This window comes from Actinacidiphila glaucinigra (genome assembly GCF_900188405.1).
Taxonomy (GTDB): domain Bacteria; phylum Actinomycetota; class Actinomycetes; order Streptomycetales; family Streptomycetaceae; genus Actinacidiphila; species Actinacidiphila glaucinigra.
The window spans coordinates 1-19,440 of the sequence record NZ_FZOF01000004.1; the positions used below are offsets into that span (position 1 = coordinate 1).

Annotated in this window: 18 protein-coding genes; 12 read left to right on the forward strand and 6 right to left on the reverse strand. The window is 72.7% G+C overall.

The features are described 5' to 3' along the window. Positions 1 to 873: ABC transporter ATP-binding protein (locus tag CHF15_RS08985; protein ID WP_107418539.1), on the forward strand; the 873-nt coding region annotated here is incomplete at its 5' end. 41 nt (positions 874 to 914) lie between these two features. Here the strand turns inward: CHF15_RS08985 and CHF15_RS08990 are convergent. Beyond that, positions 915 to 1,625, reverse strand: a complete 711-nt coding sequence (locus CHF15_RS08990) for a Type 1 glutamine amidotransferase-like domain-containing protein (RefSeq protein ID WP_089223144.1) — start codon at positions 1,623 to 1,625, stop codon at positions 915 to 917. 293 nt (positions 1,626 to 1,918) lie between these two features. On the opposite strand from CHF15_RS08990, the gene CHF15_RS08995 reads away from it, so the two are divergent. The 3 genes from CHF15_RS08995 to CHF15_RS09005 all read left to right on the forward strand — a co-directional run bounded on the left by CHF15_RS08995 (position 1,919) and on the right by CHF15_RS09005 (position 7,467). Continuing rightward, the gene (locus tag CHF15_RS08995; RefSeq protein ID WP_089223145.1) at positions 1,919 to 5,986 is read left to right on the forward strand and encodes a discoidin domain-containing protein; all 4,068 of its coding nucleotides are present in this window, start codon (positions 1,919 to 1,921) and stop codon (positions 5,984 to 5,986) included. Positions 5,987 to 6,081: 95 nt separating this feature from the next. Then, complete coding sequence (locus CHF15_RS09000) at positions 6,082 to 6,651, forward strand: GNAT family N-acetyltransferase (protein WP_245938741.1); 570 nt, start codon at positions 6,082 to 6,084, stop codon at positions 6,649 to 6,651. Between the two features lie 27 nt (positions 6,652 to 6,678). Then, on the forward strand, positions 6,679 to 7,467 hold the full coding sequence (locus tag CHF15_RS09005; protein ID WP_089223147.1) for a hypothetical protein: 789 nt from the start codon (positions 6,679 to 6,681) through the stop codon (positions 7,465 to 7,467). Here the strand turns inward: CHF15_RS09005 and CHF15_RS09010 are convergent. The 3 genes from CHF15_RS09010 to CHF15_RS09020 are packed head-to-tail and all read right to left on the reverse strand — an operon-like array spanning position 7,448 to position 10,193. Continuing rightward, on the reverse strand, positions 7,448 to 8,008 hold the full coding sequence (locus tag CHF15_RS09010) for a cysteine hydrolase family protein (protein ID WP_089223148.1): 561 nt from the start codon (positions 8,006 to 8,008) through the stop codon (positions 7,448 to 7,450). The genes CHF15_RS09005 and CHF15_RS09010 overlap by 20 nt on opposite strands. Further along, positions 7,984 to 9,747, reverse strand: a complete 1,764-nt coding sequence (locus CHF15_RS09015; RefSeq protein WP_089223149.1) for an MFS transporter — start codon at positions 9,745 to 9,747, stop codon at positions 7,984 to 7,986. The genes CHF15_RS09010 and CHF15_RS09015 overlap by 25 nt, the downstream gene beginning before the upstream one ends. Next, positions 9,744 to 10,193, reverse strand: a complete 450-nt coding sequence (locus CHF15_RS09020; RefSeq protein WP_089223150.1) for a MarR family winged helix-turn-helix transcriptional regulator — start codon at positions 10,191 to 10,193, stop codon at positions 9,744 to 9,746. Before CHF15_RS09020 ends, CHF15_RS09015 begins: the two co-directional genes overlap by 4 nt. 100 nt (positions 10,194 to 10,293) lie before the next feature. Here CHF15_RS09020 and CHF15_RS09025 point away from each other — a divergent pair, with 100 nt between their 5' ends. The 6 genes from CHF15_RS09025 (at position 10,294) to CHF15_RS09050 (ending at position 15,615) form a co-directional block, all read left to right on the forward strand. Continuing rightward, on the forward strand, positions 10,294 to 11,028 hold the full coding sequence (locus CHF15_RS09025; protein WP_089223151.1) for a hypothetical protein: 735 nt from the start codon (positions 10,294 to 10,296) through the stop codon (positions 11,026 to 11,028). 101 nt (positions 11,029 to 11,129) lie between these two features. Continuing rightward, positions 11,130 to 12,185: an ABC transporter substrate-binding protein gene (locus tag CHF15_RS09030; RefSeq protein ID WP_089223152.1), complete on the forward strand. Its 1,056-nt coding sequence runs from the start codon at positions 11,130 to 11,132 to the stop codon at positions 12,183 to 12,185. Positions 12,186 to 12,295: 110 nt separating this feature from the next. Beyond that, entirely contained in the window at positions 12,296 to 13,300 is a 1,005-nt protein-coding gene (locus CHF15_RS09035; RefSeq protein WP_089223153.1) for a FecCD family ABC transporter permease, read from the forward strand. Further along, positions 13,297 to 14,433, forward strand: coding sequence for a FecCD family ABC transporter permease (locus CHF15_RS09040; protein WP_245938742.1), 1,137 nt, complete (start codon positions 13,297 to 13,299; stop codon positions 14,431 to 14,433). The genes CHF15_RS09035 and CHF15_RS09040 overlap by 4 nt, the downstream gene beginning before the upstream one ends. Further along, positions 14,430 to 15,239, forward strand: coding sequence for an ABC transporter ATP-binding protein (locus CHF15_RS09045; RefSeq protein WP_089223154.1), 810 nt, complete (start codon positions 14,430 to 14,432; stop codon positions 15,237 to 15,239). Before CHF15_RS09040 ends, CHF15_RS09045 begins: the two co-directional genes overlap by 4 nt. Before the next feature lie 58 nt (positions 15,240 to 15,297). After that, positions 15,298 to 15,615 carry a hypothetical protein gene (locus CHF15_RS09050; RefSeq protein WP_089223155.1) on the forward strand — a complete coding sequence of 106 codons (318 nt, stop codon included), beginning with the start codon at positions 15,298 to 15,300 and terminating at the stop codon, positions 15,613 to 15,615. A 23-nt stretch (positions 15,616 to 15,638) separates the two neighbouring features. Here CHF15_RS09050 and CHF15_RS09055 read toward each other — a convergent pair whose 3' ends face one another. Beyond that, entirely contained in the window at positions 15,639 to 16,793 is a 1,155-nt protein-coding gene (locus CHF15_RS09055; RefSeq protein ID WP_245938743.1) for a HEAT repeat domain-containing protein, read from the reverse strand. Positions 16,794 to 16,960: 167 nt separating this feature from the next. On the opposite strand from CHF15_RS09055, the gene CHF15_RS09060 reads away from it, so the two are divergent. Next, positions 16,961 to 17,599, forward strand: coding sequence for an LAETG motif-containing sortase-dependent surface protein (locus CHF15_RS09060; protein ID WP_179279710.1), 639 nt, complete (start codon positions 16,961 to 16,963; stop codon positions 17,597 to 17,599). Positions 17,600 to 17,712: 113 nt separating this feature from the next. Here the strand turns inward: CHF15_RS09060 and CHF15_RS09065 are convergent, their stop codons facing one another. Beyond that, positions 17,713 to 18,309: a GNAT family N-acetyltransferase gene (locus CHF15_RS09065; protein WP_089223157.1), complete on the reverse strand. Its 597-nt coding sequence runs from the start codon at positions 18,307 to 18,309 to the stop codon at positions 17,713 to 17,715. Positions 18,310 to 18,527: 218 nt separating this feature from the next. On the opposite strand from CHF15_RS09065, the gene CHF15_RS09070 reads away from it, so the two are divergent. Next, entirely contained in the window at positions 18,528 to 19,400 is an 873-nt protein-coding gene (locus tag CHF15_RS09070) for an alpha/beta fold hydrolase (protein ID WP_089223158.1), read from the forward strand. Positions 19,401 to 19,440 lie beyond the last annotated feature (40 nt).

A 19,440-nucleotide genomic window follows, 5' to 3' on the forward strand; every position in this document is an offset into this window, starting at 1 on the left:
GACCGCCTGGTGCGGATCTTCACCGCCCAGGGCGTGGAGGTCCAGGCCCTCCAAGGGCTGGACCTGCTGGTCCAGCAGGGCGAACTGATGGCCCTGGTCGGCGCGTCCGGCAGCGGAAAATCCACCCTGCTGAACATCCTCGCCGGCCTCGACACCCCCACCGCCGGCGCCGCCTCGGTGGCCGGGTTCGACCTGCTCGCCCTCGACGCCGGCGCACGCCTGCGCTACCAACGCGAAGTCGTCGGCTTCGTCTGGCAGCAGACCTCACGCAACCTGCTGCCCTACCTCACCGCCCTCCAGAACGTCGTCCTGCCCATGCGCCTTTCCGGCCGCGTCAAGGGCCGCAAGGCACGCACCGACCGCGCCACCGAACTCCTGGAGATGATGGGCGTCGGCTACTGCGCCGACCGCCGCCCCCAGCAGATGTCCGGCGGCGAACAGCAACGCACCGCCATCGCCGTCGCCCTGGCCAACCACCCCTCCCTCGTCCTGGCCGACGAACCCACCGGGCAACTGGACTCCGCCACCGGCGAACAGGTCTTCGCCGCGTTCCGCACCGCCAACGCACAACTCGGCACCACCATCGTCGTCGTCACCCACGACCAGGCCGTCGCCACCGCCGTCGACCGCACCGTCGCCATCCGCGACGGCCGCACCGCCTCCGAAGTCGTCCGCCGCACCAGCGTCGACGACGAAGGCCGCACCACCGTCCACGCCAGCGAATACGCCACCGTCGACCGCTCCGGCCGCCTCCAACTCCCCCGCGACTACACCCACGCCCTCGACATCCGCAACCGCGTCATGCTCGAACTCGAACCCGACCACATCGCCGTCCGCCCCGACGACAACGCCGAGGGCACGCCGAGTTCGTAGCTCCGGCGCGATCGGCGCTGCGCCCCCGCGCCGCGCCGGCCTCACTGCAGCAGGCGTGCGGGCAGCGCCGTCTCACAGGCCGCGCCGCCGCTCCCGGGCTCCACGCGGTGCAGGGTCGGGCCCGGTCGTTCCGCGACCACCTCCGTGAGCGCACCGTCGGTGAACAGGGCCGCCGCGCCGTCGTCCAGGCCCCAGCCCGCGGGCAGTTCCCCCGCGGCCACGGCGGCACGGAACGCAGGCCCGCGGGCGGGCTCGCTGTCGTAGTGCGGGCAGAAGCCGCCCGGGAGCAGGCCGAGGCCGTCGCGCAGGGGCGTGACAGGACCGAAGGAGTCGGTGAGGCAGGCCCCGAACCAGCAGTTGGCCCCGGCGCTGATGCCGCAGAGAAGCACCCCGGCTTCGTAGGCCTCGCGGAGGACCGCGTCGAGGCCGTGCACCCGCCACACGGCGAGCATGGCCGCGGTGCTGCCGCCGCCGACGTAGACGACGTCCTGGGAGAGGACGAAGGAACGCAGGTCCCGGTGGTCGCGGCTGAAGAGCGGCAGGTCGGTGGGTTCGCAGTCGCGCGCCGCGAACGCCGCGTGGAACTCCTCGACGTACGCCCGCGCGTCACCGCTCGCCGTGGGAACGAAGCAGACCTTCGGGCGGGGCCGTCCGGTGGTGCGCAGCAGATACGTGTCGAGCGGTGAGCCGGGCGTACCGGGCATTCCGGAGAACCCGCCGCCCAGCAGCACGATCCTTCTCTTCGCGGTCATGGGGTCATCCTTGACGCCCCCTCGACGGGCCACGCCGCTCACCCCGGACGGGTTCGGGAACGGCTCCCGGCGCCGGCGGACCAACGACTCTGACGCGAAGTCGGACGCATGTCAATATGTATTCCTAATTTACGAGAATCCCGGAACGCGCTGCGCCCAAAACCTTGACAGGCTCTTCCCGGCGGGTGCATGTTCGGCAACGTTGTCATCGCGATGGCAACGTTGTCATCGCCATGATGCCAGGCCGTCTCGTCATTGAACATCCCTGAACGGAGCCGCTGTTCATGCCGGATATGTCCTCCTTGCCCTCCCGACGCGCCGTACTCTCCACCGGCTCCACCCTCCTCGCGGGGTTCGGGCTCGGCATGGCCTTCCCCGCCGCCGCCTCCGCCGGGACGCGGCCCTCCGACCCCACCGGCGCCCGGGGCGAACTCGCCGCGTACCGCCCGGTCACCGTGTCCTCCACCGACTACGCCCCCACACCGGGCGAGTTCGCCGTCGACGGCCTCGACCGGGTCGGCGTGCGGGGCTCCGGATGGCGGGCCGCCGCCGGTGACCCCCAGTGGATATCCGTCGACCTCCAGGCCCTGTGCGAGGTCGAGTCGGTGCGCCTGACCTTCGAGGCGACGGCCGACGACCCGCCGTACACCCCCGGGACCGGCGGCAATCCCCGCGACAACACCACCGGCCAGGAGATCCTGTCGAGTTGCGCGGTCGCCTTCGTGATCGAGACCTCGCGCGACGGCACGTCGTGGAGCGTCGCGCACCGCACCGACGACGGCAAGGGCGGGGTCGTGGACATCGCCCTGCCCAAGCCCGTCACCGCCCGCTGGGTGCGGATGACCGTCACCAAGCGCTCCAACGCCAACCCGCTCGGCCTCAACGGCTTCCAGGTGTACGGCACCCCGCGCGGCCACCGCCCCGACGCCACCGGCTGGACCGACTGGGGCACCCACCACCGCACGCCCCCGGCCCTGGAGGTCGCCGAGGACGGCACCGTGCCGCTGGAGTCCGGCTGGGACCTGACCATGGACGACTGGGCGGGCGGCACCGCCTCGGAACTGTCCGCGCCGTCCGTGGACACCAGCGCCTGGCTGCCCGCCGTCGTGCCCGGGACCGTGCTGTCCTCGCTCGTGGCGGAGGGGCACCTGCCCGACCCCGTCGCCGGCTTCGCCAACCTGCACATCCCCGAGGCCCTCTCCCGCCACTCCTGGTGGTACCGGCGCGAGTTCCGCCTGCCCAAGGGCCTGCGCACCGGCGCCGGACGCCGCGTCTGGCTCGAGTTCGACGGGGTCAACCACGAGGCCGACATCTGGCTCAACGGCAAGCAGGCCGGCACCCTCACCTTCCCCTTCGCCCGCGCCGCCTACGACGTGACCGCGCTGCTGGCCGCCGACGGCCCGCAGGCCCTCGCGGTGAAGATCAGCCCCATGCCGTTCCCGGGCAGCCCCGGCGACAAGGGCTCCGCCGGGCTCGCCTTCGTCGACGCCGGCGCGAACATGATGAACCGCAACTCGCCGACCTACCTGGCCTCCTCCGGCTGGGACTGGATGCCCGCCGTACGCGACCGGGCCGCCGGCATCTGGAACCACGTACGGCTGCGCTCCACCGGCGACGCCGTCCTCGGCGACCCCCGCGTCGACACCGTCCTGCCGGACCTGCCCGGCACCGGCACGGCCGAGGTGACCGTCGTCGTCCCGGTCCGCAACGCCGCCTCGGACGCCCGTTCCGTCACCGTCACCGCCGCGTTCGACGGCGTACGCGTGCAGCGGACGGTCACCGTGCCCGGGGGCGGCGGCACCGACGTCGTCTTCACCCCGGCCTCGGACCCGAAGCTGCGTCTGCGGAACCCGAAGCTGTGGTGGCCCAACGGCTACGGCGAGCCGGAGCTGCACCGCCTCACCCTCACCGCCTCCGTGGCCGGTCAGGAGAGCGACCGGCGCACCACGCGCTTCGGCCTGCGCCAGTTCGGCTACGAGTACGACGTCCCGCTCACCTTCCAGTCGGGCTCCAACGCCTACGCGCAGACGGTGACGTTCACCCGGCGGACCGCCCGCTACGTGCGCGTCCTGTGCCGCACCCGGGCCACCGACTGGGGCTCGTCGATGTGGGCCCTGTCGGTCGCCGACAGCACCGTGCCCGATCTCGACCTCGCCCTGCACAAGGACGCCACCGCCTCCTCCACCGACGACCCGTCCAACCGGCCCGGCAACGTCACGGACGGGGACCCGGGCACGCGCTGGTCGTCGAAGTTCGAGGACGACCAGTGGGTCCAGGTCGACCTCGGCTCCGCGGTCGCCTTCGACCGCGTCGTCGTCACCTGGGAGCAGGCGTACGCCGAGACGTACACCGTCCAGGTCTCCGACGACGGCGACGAGTGGACCGACGCCGCGTCCGTCGACAACTCCGCCGTCCCGCTGCCCTTCCAGACCTCGGGCTCGGCGAGCCTGCAGGACGTGGAGTTCGCCGCGACCACGGCCCGCTACCTGCGCATCCTCTGCCACACGCGCGCCACCAGCTGGGGCTCGTCGATGTGGGGCCTGTCGGTGGTCGACAGCGGCACGCCCGGCACCGACCTGGCGCTGCGCAAGGAGGCCACCGCCTCGTCCTTCGAGGGCGACGGCAGCGGGCCGGGCAACGCGGTGGACGGCAAGCCGGGCACCCGCTGGTCCTCGAAGTACGAGGACGAGCAGTGGATCCAGGTCGACCTGGGCTCCGCGGTGCGGTTCGACCGGGTCGTCATCACCTGGGAGCAGGCGTACGCCAGGACGTACACCGTCCAGGTCTCCGACGACGGCGACGAGTGGACCGACGTGAAGTCCGTCGACAACTCCACCGTGCCGCTCAAGATCAGCGTCAACGGCGTCCGCGTCTTCGCCCGCGGCGGCAACTGGGGCTGGGACGAGCTGCTGCGCCGCATGCCCGCGGAGCGCATGGACGCGGCCGTGCGCATGCACCGCGACATGAACTTCACGATGATCCGCAACTGGGTCGGCAGCAGCAACCGCGAGGAGTTCTACGCCAGTTGCGACGAGCACGGCCTCCTGGTGTGGAACGACTTCCCCAACGCCTGGGCGATGGACCCGCCCAACCGCCAGGCCTTCCTCGACCTGGCGCGGGACACCGTGCGGCGCTACCGCATCCACCCCAGCGTCGTGGTGTGGTGCGGCGCCAACGAGGGCAACCCCCCGGGACCGGTGGACGACGGGATGCGCTCCGCGGTCCGCGCGGAGGCCCCCGCCCTGCTCTACCAGAACAACTCGGCCGGCGGCATCGTCTCCGGCGGCGGCCCCTACGGCTGGGTCGAGCCCGAGCGGTACTACTCCGCGTCCACCTACGGCGGCGGCGGCTTCGGGTTCCACACCGAGATCGGCATGCCCGTCGTCTCGACGGCCGAGACGATGCGGCGCATGGCCGGCGACGAGCCCGAGTGGCCGGTCGGCGGTGTCTGGTACCACCACGACTGGAGCACCCGCGGCAACCAGGCCCCGCAGAACTACCGCGCGGCCATCGAGGGCCGGCTCGGTACCGCGGAGGACCTCGACGACTTCGCCCGCAAGGCGCAGTTCGTCAACTACGAGAACTTCCGCGCCATGTTCGAGGCCTGGAACGGCCGGCTGTGGGAGGACGCCTCCGGCCTGATGCTGTGGATGTCGCACCCCGCGTGGTACAGCACGGTGTGGCAGACGTACGACTACGACTTCGACGTCAACGGCGCCTACTACGGCGTCCGCAAGGCCTCCGAGCCCGTCCACGTGCAGGCCGACCCGGTGAGCGGGAAGGTCGTGGCGGTCAACCACACGCCCCGGGCCCTGAAGGGCGTGACGGTCACCGCCCGCCTGCTCGACCTGTCCGGCCGTCCGCTGTCCGCGGAGCGGCGCGGCACGGTGGACGTGGCGGCGTCCGAGAAGGCCGACGCGTTCACCGTGGCCTGGACGGACGACCTGCCGGACTTCCACCTGCTGCGGCTGCGGCTGGCGGACCGGCAGGGCGAGGTGCTGTCGGAGAACGTCTACTGGCGCTACCGCAAGCCCGAGCACATGCAGGCGCTCAACAAGGCGGCACGGACCCGGGTCTCCGCCGACGTCACGGACACCGACCTGTCGGGCGACCGCCACGGGCTGACCGCGCGGGTGAGCAACCGGGGATCCTCGGTCGCCGCCCTGGTCCGGCTCTCCCTGCTGGACTCCCGCTCCGGCGACCGGGTGCTGCCGACGCTGTACAGCGACAACTACCTGTGGCTGCTGCCCGGTGAGAGCCGCACGGTGACGCTGTCCTGGCCGGCCGGGGCGCTGCCGTCGAAGCGGCCGAAGCTGCGGGTCGACGGGTACAACGTGCCCGCGGTCACCGCGCAGCCGTAGCCGCTCGCGCCGCCGTGGCGGTCGCCTTCCGGGTGGCCGCCACGGCGGTCCCGCGCGCCGGGAACCCGTCCCACATCGCGCACGTCTGACAGGAGGTGACGACTTCTCCAACCCTGATGCGCCCGGCGCGGTTCGGCGACCTGGCGGCCATCGTGGACGTGCACACGCAGGCACGTGCCGCTTACTACCAGGCGGGCGGCCTGCCCGGCTCAGAGATCGACAGTCCCGACGGGTGGGCGCGCCGCCGTGCGACCTGGGCGCACGCGATCCAGTCGAGCGCGACGACGGTGCTGTGCGCCGTCGAGGACACCGAGGTGGTCGGTGTGGTGGCCATGGGGCCGCCCAAGGAGGGCGCGGAGGCCGCGCCCTCGTGCGGTGAGCTGCACCGGATCCATGTGCGTCCGGACCGCTGGGGCCGCGGCGTCGGGGGGCTGCTGCACGCCGAGTTCGTGAGCTTCCTGCAGGAGTCCTCCCTGGAGACGGGGCTGCTGGACGCCTGGGAGCGCAACAGCCGAGCCCTCGCCTTCTACACCCGCCACGGCTGGGTCCCGCAGGGCGGTCGCCGCCCGGGCCCGGGTGGCGTCGACTTCCTGCGCCTCCGGCTCGACCTGCGCGGCCGCGTCGCCGCGACCGCGGCGTCGGGCAGCACCGTGCCGCTGGACTGACCGGCGGCGCCTGGCATCCTGTGCGGCGTGCTGATCAAAGGCTACGACCACGGACCGCTGACGGCCGGTGAGACGCTGACGGACCGGCCCGGCTTCTGGGCGAACCACCTCCTGGGGTGGTGCCAGGCCGGGCCGGACGGAGCGCGTCCCGAACCGGAGTGGTTCGGGGACGACGGGGCCGACACCGACGCCCTGGCGGAGGTGCTGTACGACGGGCGGGCCTGGCCGGTCCTGCGGGTACCGTTCGGGGGCGGCCACTGTGCCGCGGCGGTCTTCCGGAACCTCGACGGCGACCCCGGGCTGGACTTCCTGCTGACCCACCCCGGCTGGACGCGTGCGGAGACCCTGCTCTCGTACGACGGCGACCGCTGCGGCCCCGGTCTGCGCTGGCGCCAGCTGCTGCACGTCGCCGCCTCCGTGCCGGATGCCGGGCCGGGTCACGGCCCGGACGAGGGCCTGTCCGACCCCGCCGCCCGGCTGCTGCTCCTGCTGCCCCTGCTCACCGACGGCCCACGGCATGCGGCGGAGGCCGTTCCGCGGATCGCCTCCGCGCTCACGGCGGTCGGCGCCCCGGGGGAGACCGCCGCACTCGCGGCCCGGTGCCTCATCGGCGGGACGCAGGACGGGATCTGGCACGAGCCGACGTGGCGCTCGCCGCTCAGCGGCGGCGGTTCCCGTTCCGGGGAGGCCGCCGGACGGCCCGTCTCGTGGCCGTCGCCGGGCCTCGGCCTGACCGCCGCCGAGCAGGAGCGGCTGGCCCGCGCCCTCGGCCGGGACGGGGAGCCGTCCGCGGGGGTCAGTGCGCGATCGACGTGACCCATTCCTTCACGGTGACGACGTCCGCCTGCCGCGGGAAGACCTTCCCGGTGAGCACGCGGTGCACCTCGGGGTCGGAGTCCAGGCACCCGTCCGCCAGTACGGTCAGGCCGAAGTCCAGGTCGGCCGCCTGGCGCAGCGTGGACAGGACCACCCCTGAGGTGGCGATGCCGGTCAGGACGAGGCTGTCGACGCCGCGCGCCCGCAGGACCATGTCGAGGTCGCTGCCGGCGAAGGCGCTGACACGCTTCTTGGTGACGACGACGTCGCCGGGCGCGGGCGCCACGTCGGGGTGGATCTGCGCGCCCGGGTCGCCCGCGGCGAAGCCGCCGCCGCGGGCGAGCGCGCCGAAGGTCTTGTTGCGCGGGCTGACCTCCGGGTGCCCGGCGCGGAACCCGATGACGACGTGGACGACGGGGATGTCCGCGGCGCGCGCGGCGTCGATGGCGTCGCGCACCCGGGACAGGTAGCCGGCGTCCACGGTGAAGCGGTCCGTGATGGCCCGCTGGACGTCCATCACGAGGAGTGCGCTGTGCGCCATTCTTGCTGTCCTTCGTTCGTGCCGTTGGGTTCGTTCGGGTCGTCCCCGCCGCCGGGCCGGCGCGCCGCGGGGGTGTCGCGGCGGCCGCGCAGCGCGGAGGCGAGCGCGGCGATCAGGGCCATGACGGCGGCCGCGCCGAAGACGGTGACGAGTCCGTGGTGGAAGGGACCGGAGACGAGCGTGGGGAAGAAGGCGGTTCCGGTCAGGACGTGCACCTGGTGCTCGGGCAGGGTGGCCAGCACCCCGCTGGGCCCGAGCAGGTGGCCGATGGGGTTGTCGCCGAGGAAGGTGGCGAACAGGGTGCTGACCGGCGGCAGTCCGGCGACCTGCTCGGCGGTGCCGGCGGGCACGCCGTTCGCCCGCAGGCCGCTCTCCAGCGTCCGCGGCAGCGAGCCGGCCAGCCCGGCGATCATCAGCGAGAAGCACAGGCCGATGGAGAGCGCGGTCCCGGAGTTCTGGAAGGTGGACCGCATGCCCGAGGCGACGCCGCGGTGTTCGGGCGCGACGCTGCCCATGATCGCCGAGGTGTTCGGGGCCGAGAACATGCCCTGCCCGATGCCGCTCACCAGCAGCAGCGCCGCGAAGGCGGGGTACGGGAAGTCGACGGGGAGGGCGAGCAGGCCGACGAACGAGGCCGCCACCAGGACGAGTCCTGTGGTGGAGAACAGCCGCGCGCCGAAGCGGTCCGACAGGTGCCCTGACACCGGCCCGGCCAGCAGGAAGCCGACGGTAAGCGGCAGCATGAAGATGCCGGCCCACAGGGGCGTCTGCTCGAAGTCGTAGCCGCGCAGCGGCAGCCAGATGCCCTGCAGCCAGATGATGAGGGTGAACTGCAGGCCGCCGCGGGCGATCGCGGTGAGCAGCACGGCCAGGTTGCCGGCGGCGAACGCCCTGACGCGGAACAGCGCGAGCTGGAACATCGGTTCCGCGACCCGGGTCTCCGCGAAGCAGAACACCACGAGCAGCAGCACGCCCGCCGCCAGGCCGCCCAGCACCCACGGGTTGGTCCAGCCCGTGGGGTGGCCGCCGTAGGGCTGGATGCCGTACGTGATGGCGGCGAGCAGTCCCCCGGCCCCCGCGGTGAAGGTGAGGTTGCCGATCCAGTCGACGCGCCCGGGCTTGCGCGTGCCGGTCTCCCGCAGGCTGCGGTACGACCAGACGGTGCCGACGATGCCGATGGGCACGCTCACCCAGAACACGGCGCGCCAGTCGATGGTCGCCAGCAGGCCGCCCGCGATCAGCCCGAGGAACTGGCCCGCGAGCGCGGTGATCTGGTTGATGCCCAGCGCCATGCCGCGCTGCCGGGCGGGGAAGGCGTCGGTGAGGATGGCCGCGGAGTTCGCGGTCAGCATCGACCCGCCGACGGCCTGCACGATCCGGAAGCCGATCAGCCACAGGGCGCCGCCCCCGCCCCTGAGCGGGTCGAGGGAGAGCGCGAGCGACGCGCCGGCGAAGATCGCGAAGCCCATGTTGTACATCCGGACCCGGCCGAACATGTCGCCGAGCCGGCCAAGCACGACCACCAGCACGGCGGAGACCAGCAGGTAGCCGAGGATCATCCAGAGCAGGTAGCCGATGTTGCCGGGGGCGAGCGGGTCGAGGCCGATGCCGCGGAAGATGGCCGGCAGGGAGATGATCACGATCGAGGCGTCGATGGTCGCGATCAGCACGCCGAGCGTCGTGTTCGACAGCGCCACCCACTTGTAGCGGCCGCCGTCGTCCACCCGCGCGGTGGTCACAGCTTCTCCGCCAGCCGGTCCAGCAGGGGCAGCGCGTCGACGAGCTGCCGCCGTTCCTCGGCGGTGAACTGCCCTCCCAGCACGGCGGCCAGCCGCTGCACCGACTCCGACCGCCGGTCCGCGAGCACCTTCCGCCCCGCCTCCGTCACCGTCATCACGACGCGCCGCCTGTCGTGTGCGTCCGGCCTGCGGCTCACCAGCCCGCGTTCCTCAAGTCCGGCCAGCGTCGTCGCCATCGCCTGCGGGCGCACCCGCTCCAGCTCGGCCAGCGACCCCGGCGAATCCGGGCCGTCCCGGTCCAGCCGGGCGATCACCGACACCTCCGACAGCGTGACGTCGCCGACGGCGTGCGCCTGCCGCAAGCGCCGCGCGATCCGCCCCACGCTCAGCCGCAACGCGGCCCCGACCTCGGTCGGCTCACCGGCTTCGAGTGCCTTGGCATCCATATTCAGTAACAGTAGGTTGATCAATCTGATGTAACTATCCGACTCCGGTCAAGAGCGGGCCAAAAGCCGGCTCCCGCCGAACCGTCCGACAGGGAGGGTCATGGACCTCGGCAAGCGGCCCATCGGCCGGGTCAGCCTGGACAAGGGATCAAGGGCGACCATCCCCCTGGAGAAGAAGGACCCGGAACCGACCATCGTGGCGTCCCTCGAATGGGACGGCGGCAGCGACGCACGCCGGAGCCAGGGGGCCGACCTGGACCTCTACGCGCTCTTCGTCCCGGCCGCCGAGGCCGTCCACGGGGCCGACCTGCCACCGGGTCACGTCCTGGAGCGTCCCCCCGGCGGGATGCTGAACCACGCCGCCCGGGAGGCGAGGAAGGCACACGGCGCCGAACTCGCCAGGCGTGTCGACGCCGGGCACGCGGTGTTCTGGAAGAACCTCGGGGCCCTGGACGAGGCGCCGTTCATCCAACTCGACGGCGACTCCCGCGAACCCGGCACCGAGACCATCCGCGTCCGGCGCGCCTCCGCGCAGGGATACGCGCTGATCTGCGCCTACAGCGCCGTGTCCAACGGCTTCGGCAGTTTCCGGAGTTACGGCGCCCGCGCGGTGGTGACCGACGGCCGCGGTTCGACGGTGACCGTTCCCCTGTACGAGGAGAACAGCTTCGCCTACTGGGTCGCCATCGCCTTCATCGATTTCACGGATCCGGGAGGAGTGGGCATCCAGCACGTCGAGCGCTACGGCCGGCGGTGGTCCGAGAGCCGTCCCGTCCTGCACACGGACGGAACGATCGTCATGGACCGGGGCCCCGCGCAGTTCAAACGAGGGTGACGGGGGCGCCCGGGACCCCCCGCTTGCGGGAGACCCACAGACAGCGCATAAGGTTAGGCTCGCCTAATACTTCAAAGGTGAACCACGTACAGGAGCTCCACATGTCTGTTCGGCGCCGCGGCTCAGCCGCCGTCGCTGTCGCCATCGCCGCCGCGCTGTCCCTCGCGGCCTGCGGTGGGTCCAGCAGCAACGGGAAGGAGGGCAGCGCAGCCGCCTCGGCGACCGCCGGGTCCAAGGACTCCAAGTCCGTCGCGCAGGGCGGCGAGGACTTCGGGGACGCCGCGGAGAAGACCGCCGCGATGGGCACCACCGCCAAGCCGGGCGAGTGGCCGCGGACCATCACGCACGCCATGGGCAGCACCGTCCTCAAGGCGCAGCCGAAGCGCGTCGTCGTCCTGGACGTGGGTGAGCTCGACAACGTCGTCTCGCTCGGCATCAAGCCGGTCGGCCTCGCGCCCACCGAGGGTTCACCGGAGCTCCCGTCCTACCTCGACGGGAAGGCGGGCAAGCCCGCGAACATCGGCACCATCAACAGCCTCAACCTCGAGGCGATCGCCGCGCTCAAGCCGGACCTGATCCTGGGCAGCCAGCTGCGCGCCGCCGACTCCTACGACGAGCTCTCGCAGATCGCGCCGACCGTCTTCTCCATCCGCCCCGGCTTCACGTGGAAGGAGAACTACCTCCTCAACGCCGCCGCGCTGGACAAGACCGCGCAGGCCAAGGCGAACCTGGACGCCTACGCGAAGAAGGCGTCGGACCTCGGCACGAAGCTGGGCGCCGACAAGCCGGTCGTGTCGATGGTGCGTTACATGCCCGAGGGCAAGATCCGCCTCTACGCGAACGACTCCTTCATCGGCACCATCCTCAAGGACGTCGGCATCCCGCGGCCGAAGAACCAGGACATCGAGGACCTGGCCGCCGAGATCAGCGCCGAGAACATCGACCAGGCCGACGCCGACTACATCTTCACCGGCGTCTACGGCGACCCCAAGGCCACCGAGAAGTCCAAGGCCCAGGGCAACCCGCTGTGGAAGAACCTGAAGGCGGTCAAGGACGGCCACGCCTTCGACGTCCCGGACGAGACCTGGTACCTCGGGCTCGGGGTCACCGCGGCCGACGCGGTCCTCGACGACCTGGAGAAGCACCTCACGGCCTGAGCCTCCAGGCTGCTCCAGAGCCGTGCGCCGGGCGCCGGCGGGCCGTCGTGCCCGCCGGTGCCCGGCGCCCGTACGACACTCGAACCGGAAAGAGAGAGTGAGCTCGGCGCATGGCGCGACCGACCCGTCGCCGTATCGCCTGGCTGGTGGGGTGCGCGGTGATGCTGCTGATCGCCGTCCTGCTGAGCCTGGCCGTCGGCAGCCGTCAGATCGCCCCCGGCGAGGTGGTCCAGGCCCTGCTGCACGGCGGCACCACCGACGACGCCCAGGTGGTGCGGGCGCTGCGCGTACCGCGCACCGTCATCGGCGTGCTGGCCGGCGCCGCCCTCGCCGTGGCCGGGACCGTGATGCAGGGCATCACCCGCAACCCCATCGCCGAACCCGGCATCCTGGGCGTCAGCCAGGGCGCGTCCGTCGGGGTGGTGTGCGCGATCGCGTTCCTCGGCGTGCACACCCTCACCGGTTACGTCTGGTTCGCCTTCGTGGGCGCGGCGGTCGCCTCCGTCGCCGTCTACGCCGTCGCCGCGGGCGGTTACCGCGGGGCCTCCCCCGTGAAACTGGCGCTCGCGGGCGCAGCGATGAACGCCTTCCTCGCCTCCGTGGTCTCCGGGATCGTCACCACCGACGCCCACGCCCTGGACGAGTTCCGGTTCTGGCAGGTCGGCTCGATCAGCGGCCGCGGCAGCGACGTCATCGGCCAGATCTGGCCGTTCGTGGCCGCCGGACTGCTCCTGGCCGCGGTGCTGGCCCGGGGCCTGGACGCGCTCGCGCTCGGCGACGACGCGGCCAAGGGCCTCGGCCACAACGTGGCGCTGCTGCGCGTCCTGGGCGCGGTGGGGGCGACCGTGCTGACCGGCGCCGCCGTCGCGGCCGTGGGCCCGATCGCCTTCACCGGCCTGGCCGTTCCGCACATCGCCCGGGCCCTGGTCGGTGCGGCGCACCGCTGGGTGCTCCCGGTGGCCGCCCTCCTGGGACCGGTGATGATCCTCGCCTCCGATGTGCTCGGCCGTATCGTCTTCCCGCCCTCGGAGGTGCCGGTGGCCGTCATGACCGCCCTGCTCGGCGTGCCCTTCCTCATCGCGCTGGTACGGCGCCGGACGGTGGTCGCCGCATGAGCCGCACGACCCCCACGAGTCCCGAGAACACGAACCCCGCGAACACCGTGGCGCGGGACTCCTCGCCGGCCGCCGCCGGCCGACGGGTGCGCCCGGCGGGGCACGCCGTCCTGCGCCGCGGGCGCGGCAGCCTCCTCGTCCACCGCAGGGCCGTGCTCGTCGCCGTCGTGCTCGCCGTGCTGCTGGCCGCGGCCGTCGTGGTCTACCTCTGCGTCGGCGAGTCCTTCGTCTCCCCGGTGGAGGTCGTCAACGTCCTCCTCGGCCGGCCCAGCCCCGACCAACTCGTCGTCGGCACGCTGCGACTGCCGCGGCTGGTCGTGGGCCTGCTCGCCGGGCTCGCCTTCGGCGTCGCCGGGGCGCTGGTGCAGACCGTCGCACGCAACCCGCTGGCCAGCCCCGACGTCATCGGCGTCACCCACGGCGCGGGCGCCGCGACGGTCGCCGCGATGAGCTTCGGCCTCGTCTCGTACACCGCGCTCCCCTATGTGTCGATCGCGGGCGGACTCGCGGCGGCGCTGCTGGTCTACGTGTTCGCCTGGCGCCGCGGACTGCACGCCTCACGCTTCGTCCTCGTCGGGATCGGCGTCTCGGTCGCCCTGGGCTCGCTGACCCAACTCTTCCTCACCAAGGGTGACTTCATCGTCGCCCAGCAGGCCAAGGTCTGGCTGACGGGCTCGCTCAACAGCCGCGGCTACGACCAGGCCGCTCCCCTGGCGACGGTGCTCCTGCTGGCGGTCCCCGCGGCGCTGTGGGCGGCCAGGGCCCAGCGCGGGGCCTCCTTCGACGACGACACCGCCGTGGCCCTCGGCATCCGGCTGGACCGGGTGCGGCTCGGCCTGACCGCGCTCGGCATCGTCCTGGCCTCCGTGGCGACGGGAGCCACCGGACCGGTCGACTTCGTCGCCCTCCTCGCCCCGCAGATCGCCCGGCGGCTGACCCGCACGGCGCACATCCCGCTGCTGTCCTCGGCGCTGACGGGCGCGCTCGTGGTCGTCGTCGCCGACCTGCTGGCCCGGCGCCTGTTCTCCCCCGTCGAACTCCCCGTCGGCGTCCTCACCGCAGCGGTGGGCGCCCCGTACCTGATGTGGCTGATCGCCCGCACCCGCAGCCGTTCCGGAGGCACCACCCCATGAGCCGTACCAGCCGACTCACCGCCCGGGCACTGACCCTGGCGTACGAGGACCGCACCGTCGTCGACGGCCTGGACCTGGAGATCCCGGACGGCCGCGTCACCGTCATCGTCGGCCCCAACGCCTGCGGCAAGTCCACGCTGCTGCGCGCGCTGGGCCGGCTGCTCAAGCCCCGCTCCGGCACGGTCCTGCTGGACGGCACAGAACTCGCCCGCATCCCCGGCCGGCAGATCGCCCGCACGGTCGGCGTACTGCCGCAGAGCCCCACGCCGCCGGACGGCATCACCGTCGCCGACCTCGTGGCGCGCGGGCGCCAGCCCCACCAGAAGTGGTGGCAGCAGTGGTCCGAGGCCGACGAACGCGCCGTCGCCGAGGCATTGGAGCACACGGGCACCGCCGACCTCGCGGACCGGCCGGTCGACGAGCTGTCCGGCGGGCAGCGCCAGCGGGTGTGGATCGCCATGGCCCTGGCGCAGGAGACCGATCTGCTCCTGCTGGACGAGCCGACCACCTACCTCGACATCGCCCACCAGGTCGAGGTGCTGGACCTGGTCCGCCGCCTCAACCATGGGCGCGGGCGCACGGTCGTCGCGGTGCTCCACGACCTCAACCAGGCCGCCCGCTACGCCGACCATCTCATCGCCATGAAGGCCGGCCGCATCGTCGCCGAGGGCCCGCCCCGCGACATCGTCACGGCCGAACTCGTCCATGAGGTCTTCGGCCTCACGTCCGTCATCGTCCCCGACCCCGTCACCGGCAGCCCCCTCGTCGTCCCCGGAGTCCCCTGGCAGCCCGCGGCGGCCGACTGACGCGCTCCCGCGTCACCCGGCACGGCGGGAGCGCGGCGGGCTCCGCCATACTGCCCGGATGACCGCACCGACCGGCCCCGTGATCCTCTTCGACGACGACCTCTACATGTACGTCCTCGCGAACGCGGCCCACGCGGAGGCCTACTGGGAGGAGCCGGGCGAGTACACCCGCGGATTCGACGCGCGGGCCCGCCCCCTGCGCATGACGGGCGAACCCCACCGGGTCACCCTCGAACTCACGGGCGCCGCACCGGACGAGGCGGCTCTGCGCCGCCTGGTCGCCGACCACTACCGTCGCTTCCTCCCCCGCGAGGCGCCGCCGCGGGCGGCCGGTCTGGCGGAGTTCGTGGCGTCGCTGCCCCTCGACGCGGGCTGAGGCGGCGCGCCGTCAGGCGGGCATCAGGATGACGGCGTCGCCGCCCCGGCGGCGAGGAGGGCGCGCAGCGGGTCCCGCTGCGTGGGCAGTCCGGCGGACCGCAGCCAGGAGACGCGGTTGGCGATGTCGCCCCAGCAGGCGTCCCGGTCGGCCAGGGCCCGCAGGTACGCCTGCTGGGCGGCCGTCAGGGGACGGCCGGGCGCGTACGGCTCGGGGAAGGCGGAGGCGAGGAGCGGGCCCCAATCGCTGTCGACGGTGTACTGGCCGCACATCGGGACGAGCGCCAGGGCGGCCGGGAGGACCTCGTCGAAGTGCCGGGCCCGGTCGAGCAGTCCGCGGAGCAGGGTGAAGCGGAACCAGCCGTCGAAGTGGGGCAGCGGCTCGTCGAACCACGCGTCGGCGGCCGCGGGGTCGGCGAGCGCGTCGAGCAGGGCCCGCACGGCGCCGGGGGCGGTGGTACCCAGGGCGGCGCAGGCGCGCACCGCCGGGTCGGCGTCCGTCAGGAGCCCGCCGGTGTCACGGCCCCAGGAGCCCAGCGACAGGAGGGCGCCGGCCCGTTCGCGGCGGTCGCCGTCGCCCCTGGCGATCCGCTCCAGTCGTTCGGCCGCGGCCGGTATGCGGTCGGCGAGTTCGGGTGCCCGGAGCAGATGCGTCACGGCGCCGAGGGCCGCCTCCCTGACGATGCCGTCCGCGTCGTCCAGCCAGGGCGCGACCGCGTCGAACAGTTGCGGACGAACGGCACGGCACGCCTCGATCGCCGCGATCTCCTCGGCCCACTCCTCGCCGTCGTCCTCCTGGTCCTCCCCGTCGTCCTCGTACGCCGCGGATTCGGCGAGTTCGCCCAGCCATTCCAGGAGCGCGGCGCGCAGCGGCCGGACCCGGTCGTCCCAGGGGGAGAATCTCTCGTGAACCGCGAGTGTGCGGGCGTCGTTCAGGATGCCCGCGACGAACAGCGCGGCCGGCGCGGTGGCGGAGTACAACGACCCTTGGTGCAGGACGGACATCTCCAGCCGGCCGAGCGACTCCGCCTGCACCTCCGGGTCGTCGTGGAGGAGGCCGAGCAGATCGTCCGGGGTGCCGTCGGCGGGCCCGTACGCGTGGGTGAGTGCGGCCCAGTCGGTCGACGCCAACAGGGCGGCGGGTTCGGGCAGTGCGGCGGTGGCGTCGTTCGCGGACATGGCGGCAGTCTGGCGCGGAGCTCGGACAACGGCCGCGCACATCAGGCGAATCCGGCTCTTTCCCCCGTGTTTCCACGTTAGCTGTGGGGCGGCAGTGAGCGGTGTGAAGAGGGGGAGTAGATTGCGCCTGCCATTGGCATCGGATTTAGCGACAGCCTGGAGAACTTGTGACCGCATCCCCCCGCCGTGCCTGGTCCCGACCCGGCACCCTGATAGCAGCGGCCGCGACCGGCATCATCGGTCTCGGCCTGTGCGCCACCCCGGCGTCCGCCCACACGCCCAACTGGAGCGCGGACTGCTCCAAGGTGGAAGTCCACCTGACGGCGTACAACCGGAACGTCGAGAACACCGTCACGATCACGGCGGACGGCAAGGACCTGCTGCCGAAGACGACCTTCGGTGCCTCGTTCGAGAAGACGATCGACCTGCCGGCGCACACCGCCGAGGTGAAGCTTCACCTCAGCGTGGTGGCCGGGGACGGCAAGAACTTCTCGAAGGAAGACGACAAGGTCGCCCCGGTGTGCGAGGGCTCGGACGAGACCACGCCCACCCCCACGCCCACCCCGACGGAGACGAAGACCACCGAGTCTCCGGAGCCCAGCGAGACGCCCAGCGAGGAGGCCAGCACGGCCCCCTCCGCCGCGCCCTCGACCCCCTTCACCGACGAGTCCCCGGCCGGCGACCTCGCCGAGACCGGTGCCTCCAGCTCCACCCCGCTGCTCGCGGGTGGTGCGGCCGTCGCGCTGCTCGCCGGCGGCGGTCTGCTCTTCGCGAACCGCAAGCGCCGCGCCGCGGCACGTCACTGACCCAGGTCGCTGACGGCGGCGCGGTGACGCGCCGTGCATGACACAAGGGTGCCGGACCGTGCTCCGTACGGTCCGGCACCCGGCTTTTTGCGCCCCGCCGCGCGAGTTCCGCGTCAGGCCACGGGCCCCGGCGCGGTGGAGGCCTCGAACTCCCCCTTGCGCAGCCGGTACACCTGCAGCCTCAGGTCGTAGTACTTCTCGGTCTCACCGACCCATTCCATGCCGACGCTGCGGGCGGTGGCCGCTCCGCGGTCGTTCCGCGGGCGGACCACGGCGAAGAGTTCGTCCACGCCCGCCGCGAAGGCGTATCCCGCCAGCGCGCGTCCGGCCTCGGCGGCCAGGCCCCTGCCCCAGAACGGCTGGGCGAGCTGCCAGCCGATCTCGAGGTCGACGCCGTACGGCGGGAGCGGCAGGACGGCGGCTCCGCCGACGAGTTCGCCGCTCTCGCGCAGTTCGACCGCCCAGCGTCCGGCCGGCCGTTCCAGGGCGGCGCCGCCCTCCTGCCAGGCGCGCAGCAGTTCCCGCATGGACGCGGCGTCGGGCTGCCGGGTCATCGCCGGGGCCAGCCAGCGCGTCACGTCGTCGGTGCCGTAGACGGCCAGCGCCGCCTCGGCGTCGTCGGTACGCCACGGCCTCAGGACGAGCCGGGGGGTGACGATCCGGGTTTCCTCGTTGCCCTTCGCGCGCTGTGCCGTGGCCGTACCAGTCATCTGCGTCTTCCGTCCCTGTCGCGGGCTCCGCCGGCCGTACGTCCGGCGGGCACCCGAAGTCCCCTGTGACCATGCACAACACCAGGGGAGCGCCGTCGCTTCCCGCCCCGCACCGGACGGGCACCCCACCCACCCCGCGCTAACCCCAATCACTCGCTTGACAGGTTACCTCGATCCTGTTTGCATGTAACCACCGAAGCGAATCGAAGGGGTTAGACATGGCCACCGTGCACCACCGCTACGCCGAGGTCCAGGGGCACCGGCTCTTCTACCGGGAGGCGGGCCCGGCCGACGCCCCCGTCATCGTGCTCCTCCACGGCTTCCCGAGCAGCTCCTTCATGTTCCGCGAGCTGATCCCGAGGCTCGCCGGCCATTACCGCGTCCTCGCGCCCGACCACCTCGGCTTCGGCTTCTCCGACGCCCCCGCCGCCGACGCGTTCGCGTACTCCTTCGACGCCCTCGCCGGCCTCACCAAGGGCCTGCTCGACCAACTCGGCGTCACGCGGTACGCGCTCTACGTCCAGGACTACGGAGCGCCGATCGGCTGGCGCCTCGCGCTGGGCGACCCCGGAGCCGTCACCGCGATCGTCACCCAGAACGGCAACGGCTACGAGGCAGGGCTCATCAAGGAGTTCTGGGACGACGTCCGCGCCTACCAGCGCGAGCAGACCCCCGAGACCGAGGCGGGCGTCCGCGTAGCGCTGAGCCTCGAGGGCATCAAGTGGCAGTACGTCACGGGAGTGGCGGACGAGACCAGCGTCTCCCCCGACACCTGGCACCACGACTTCCAGCTGGTCTCCCGGCCCGGCAACGACCTCGTGCAGCTCACGCTCTTTCGTGACTACGCCACGAACATCCCGCTCTACCCGCGCCTGCACGAGTACCTGCGCACGCACGCCGTGCCCGTGCTCGCGGTCTGGGGCGAGCACGACCCCATCTTCGGGCCCGACGGCGCCCGGGCCTTCGCCGAGGACGCGCAGCGGTCGGAGGTGCACCTCCTCGACGGCGGCCACTTCCTCCTGGAGACCCATGTCGAGCCCGTCGCGGAGCTGATCCTGGGCTTCCTCGACCGGACGGCGCCGCCCCGCTGAGCTCCCGCAGCCCGCAGCCCGCAGCCCGCATCCCGCATCA

Bases quoted from the DNA above. Each gene is read 5' to 3' on its own strand.
- CHF15_RS08990 (WP_089223144.1), bottom strand. From the start codon at position 1,625: ATGACCGCGAAGAGAAGGATCGTGCTGCTGGGCGGCGGGTTCTCCGGA.
- CHF15_RS08995 (WP_089223145.1), top strand. From the start codon at position 1,919: ATGTCCTCCTTGCCCTCCCGACGCGCCGTACTCTCCACCGGCTCCACC.
- CHF15_RS09010 (WP_089223148.1), bottom strand. From the start codon at position 8,008: ATGGCGCACAGCGCACTCCTCGTGATGGACGTCCAGCGGGCCATCACG.
- CHF15_RS09020 (WP_089223150.1), bottom strand. From the start codon at position 10,193: ATGGATGCCAAGGCACTCGAAGCCGGTGAGCCGACCGAGGTCGGGGCC.
- CHF15_RS09025 (WP_089223151.1), top strand. From the start codon at position 10,294: ATGGACCTCGGCAAGCGGCCCATCGGCCGGGTCAGCCTGGACAAGGGA.
- CHF15_RS09030 (WP_089223152.1), top strand. From the start codon at position 11,130: ATGTCTGTTCGGCGCCGCGGCTCAGCCGCCGTCGCTGTCGCCATCGCC.
- CHF15_RS09035 (WP_089223153.1), top strand. From the start codon at position 12,296: ATGGCGCGACCGACCCGTCGCCGTATCGCCTGGCTGGTGGGGTGCGCG.
- CHF15_RS09040 (WP_245938742.1), top strand. From the start codon at position 13,297: ATGAGCCGCACGACCCCCACGAGTCCCGAGAACACGAACCCCGCGAAC.
- CHF15_RS09045 (WP_089223154.1), top strand. From the start codon at position 14,430: ATGAGCCGTACCAGCCGACTCACCGCCCGGGCACTGACCCTGGCGTAC.
- CHF15_RS09050 (WP_089223155.1), top strand. From the start codon at position 15,298: ATGACCGCACCGACCGGCCCCGTGATCCTCTTCGACGACGACCTCTAC.
- CHF15_RS09055 (WP_245938743.1), bottom strand. From the start codon at position 16,793: ATGTCCGCGAACGACGCCACCGCCGCACTGCCCGAACCCGCCGCCCTG.
- CHF15_RS09065 (WP_089223157.1), bottom strand. From the start codon at position 18,309: ATGACTGGTACGGCCACGGCACAGCGCGCGAAGGGCAACGAGGAAACC.
- CHF15_RS09070 (WP_089223158.1), top strand. From the start codon at position 18,528: ATGGCCACCGTGCACCACCGCTACGCCGAGGTCCAGGGGCACCGGCTC.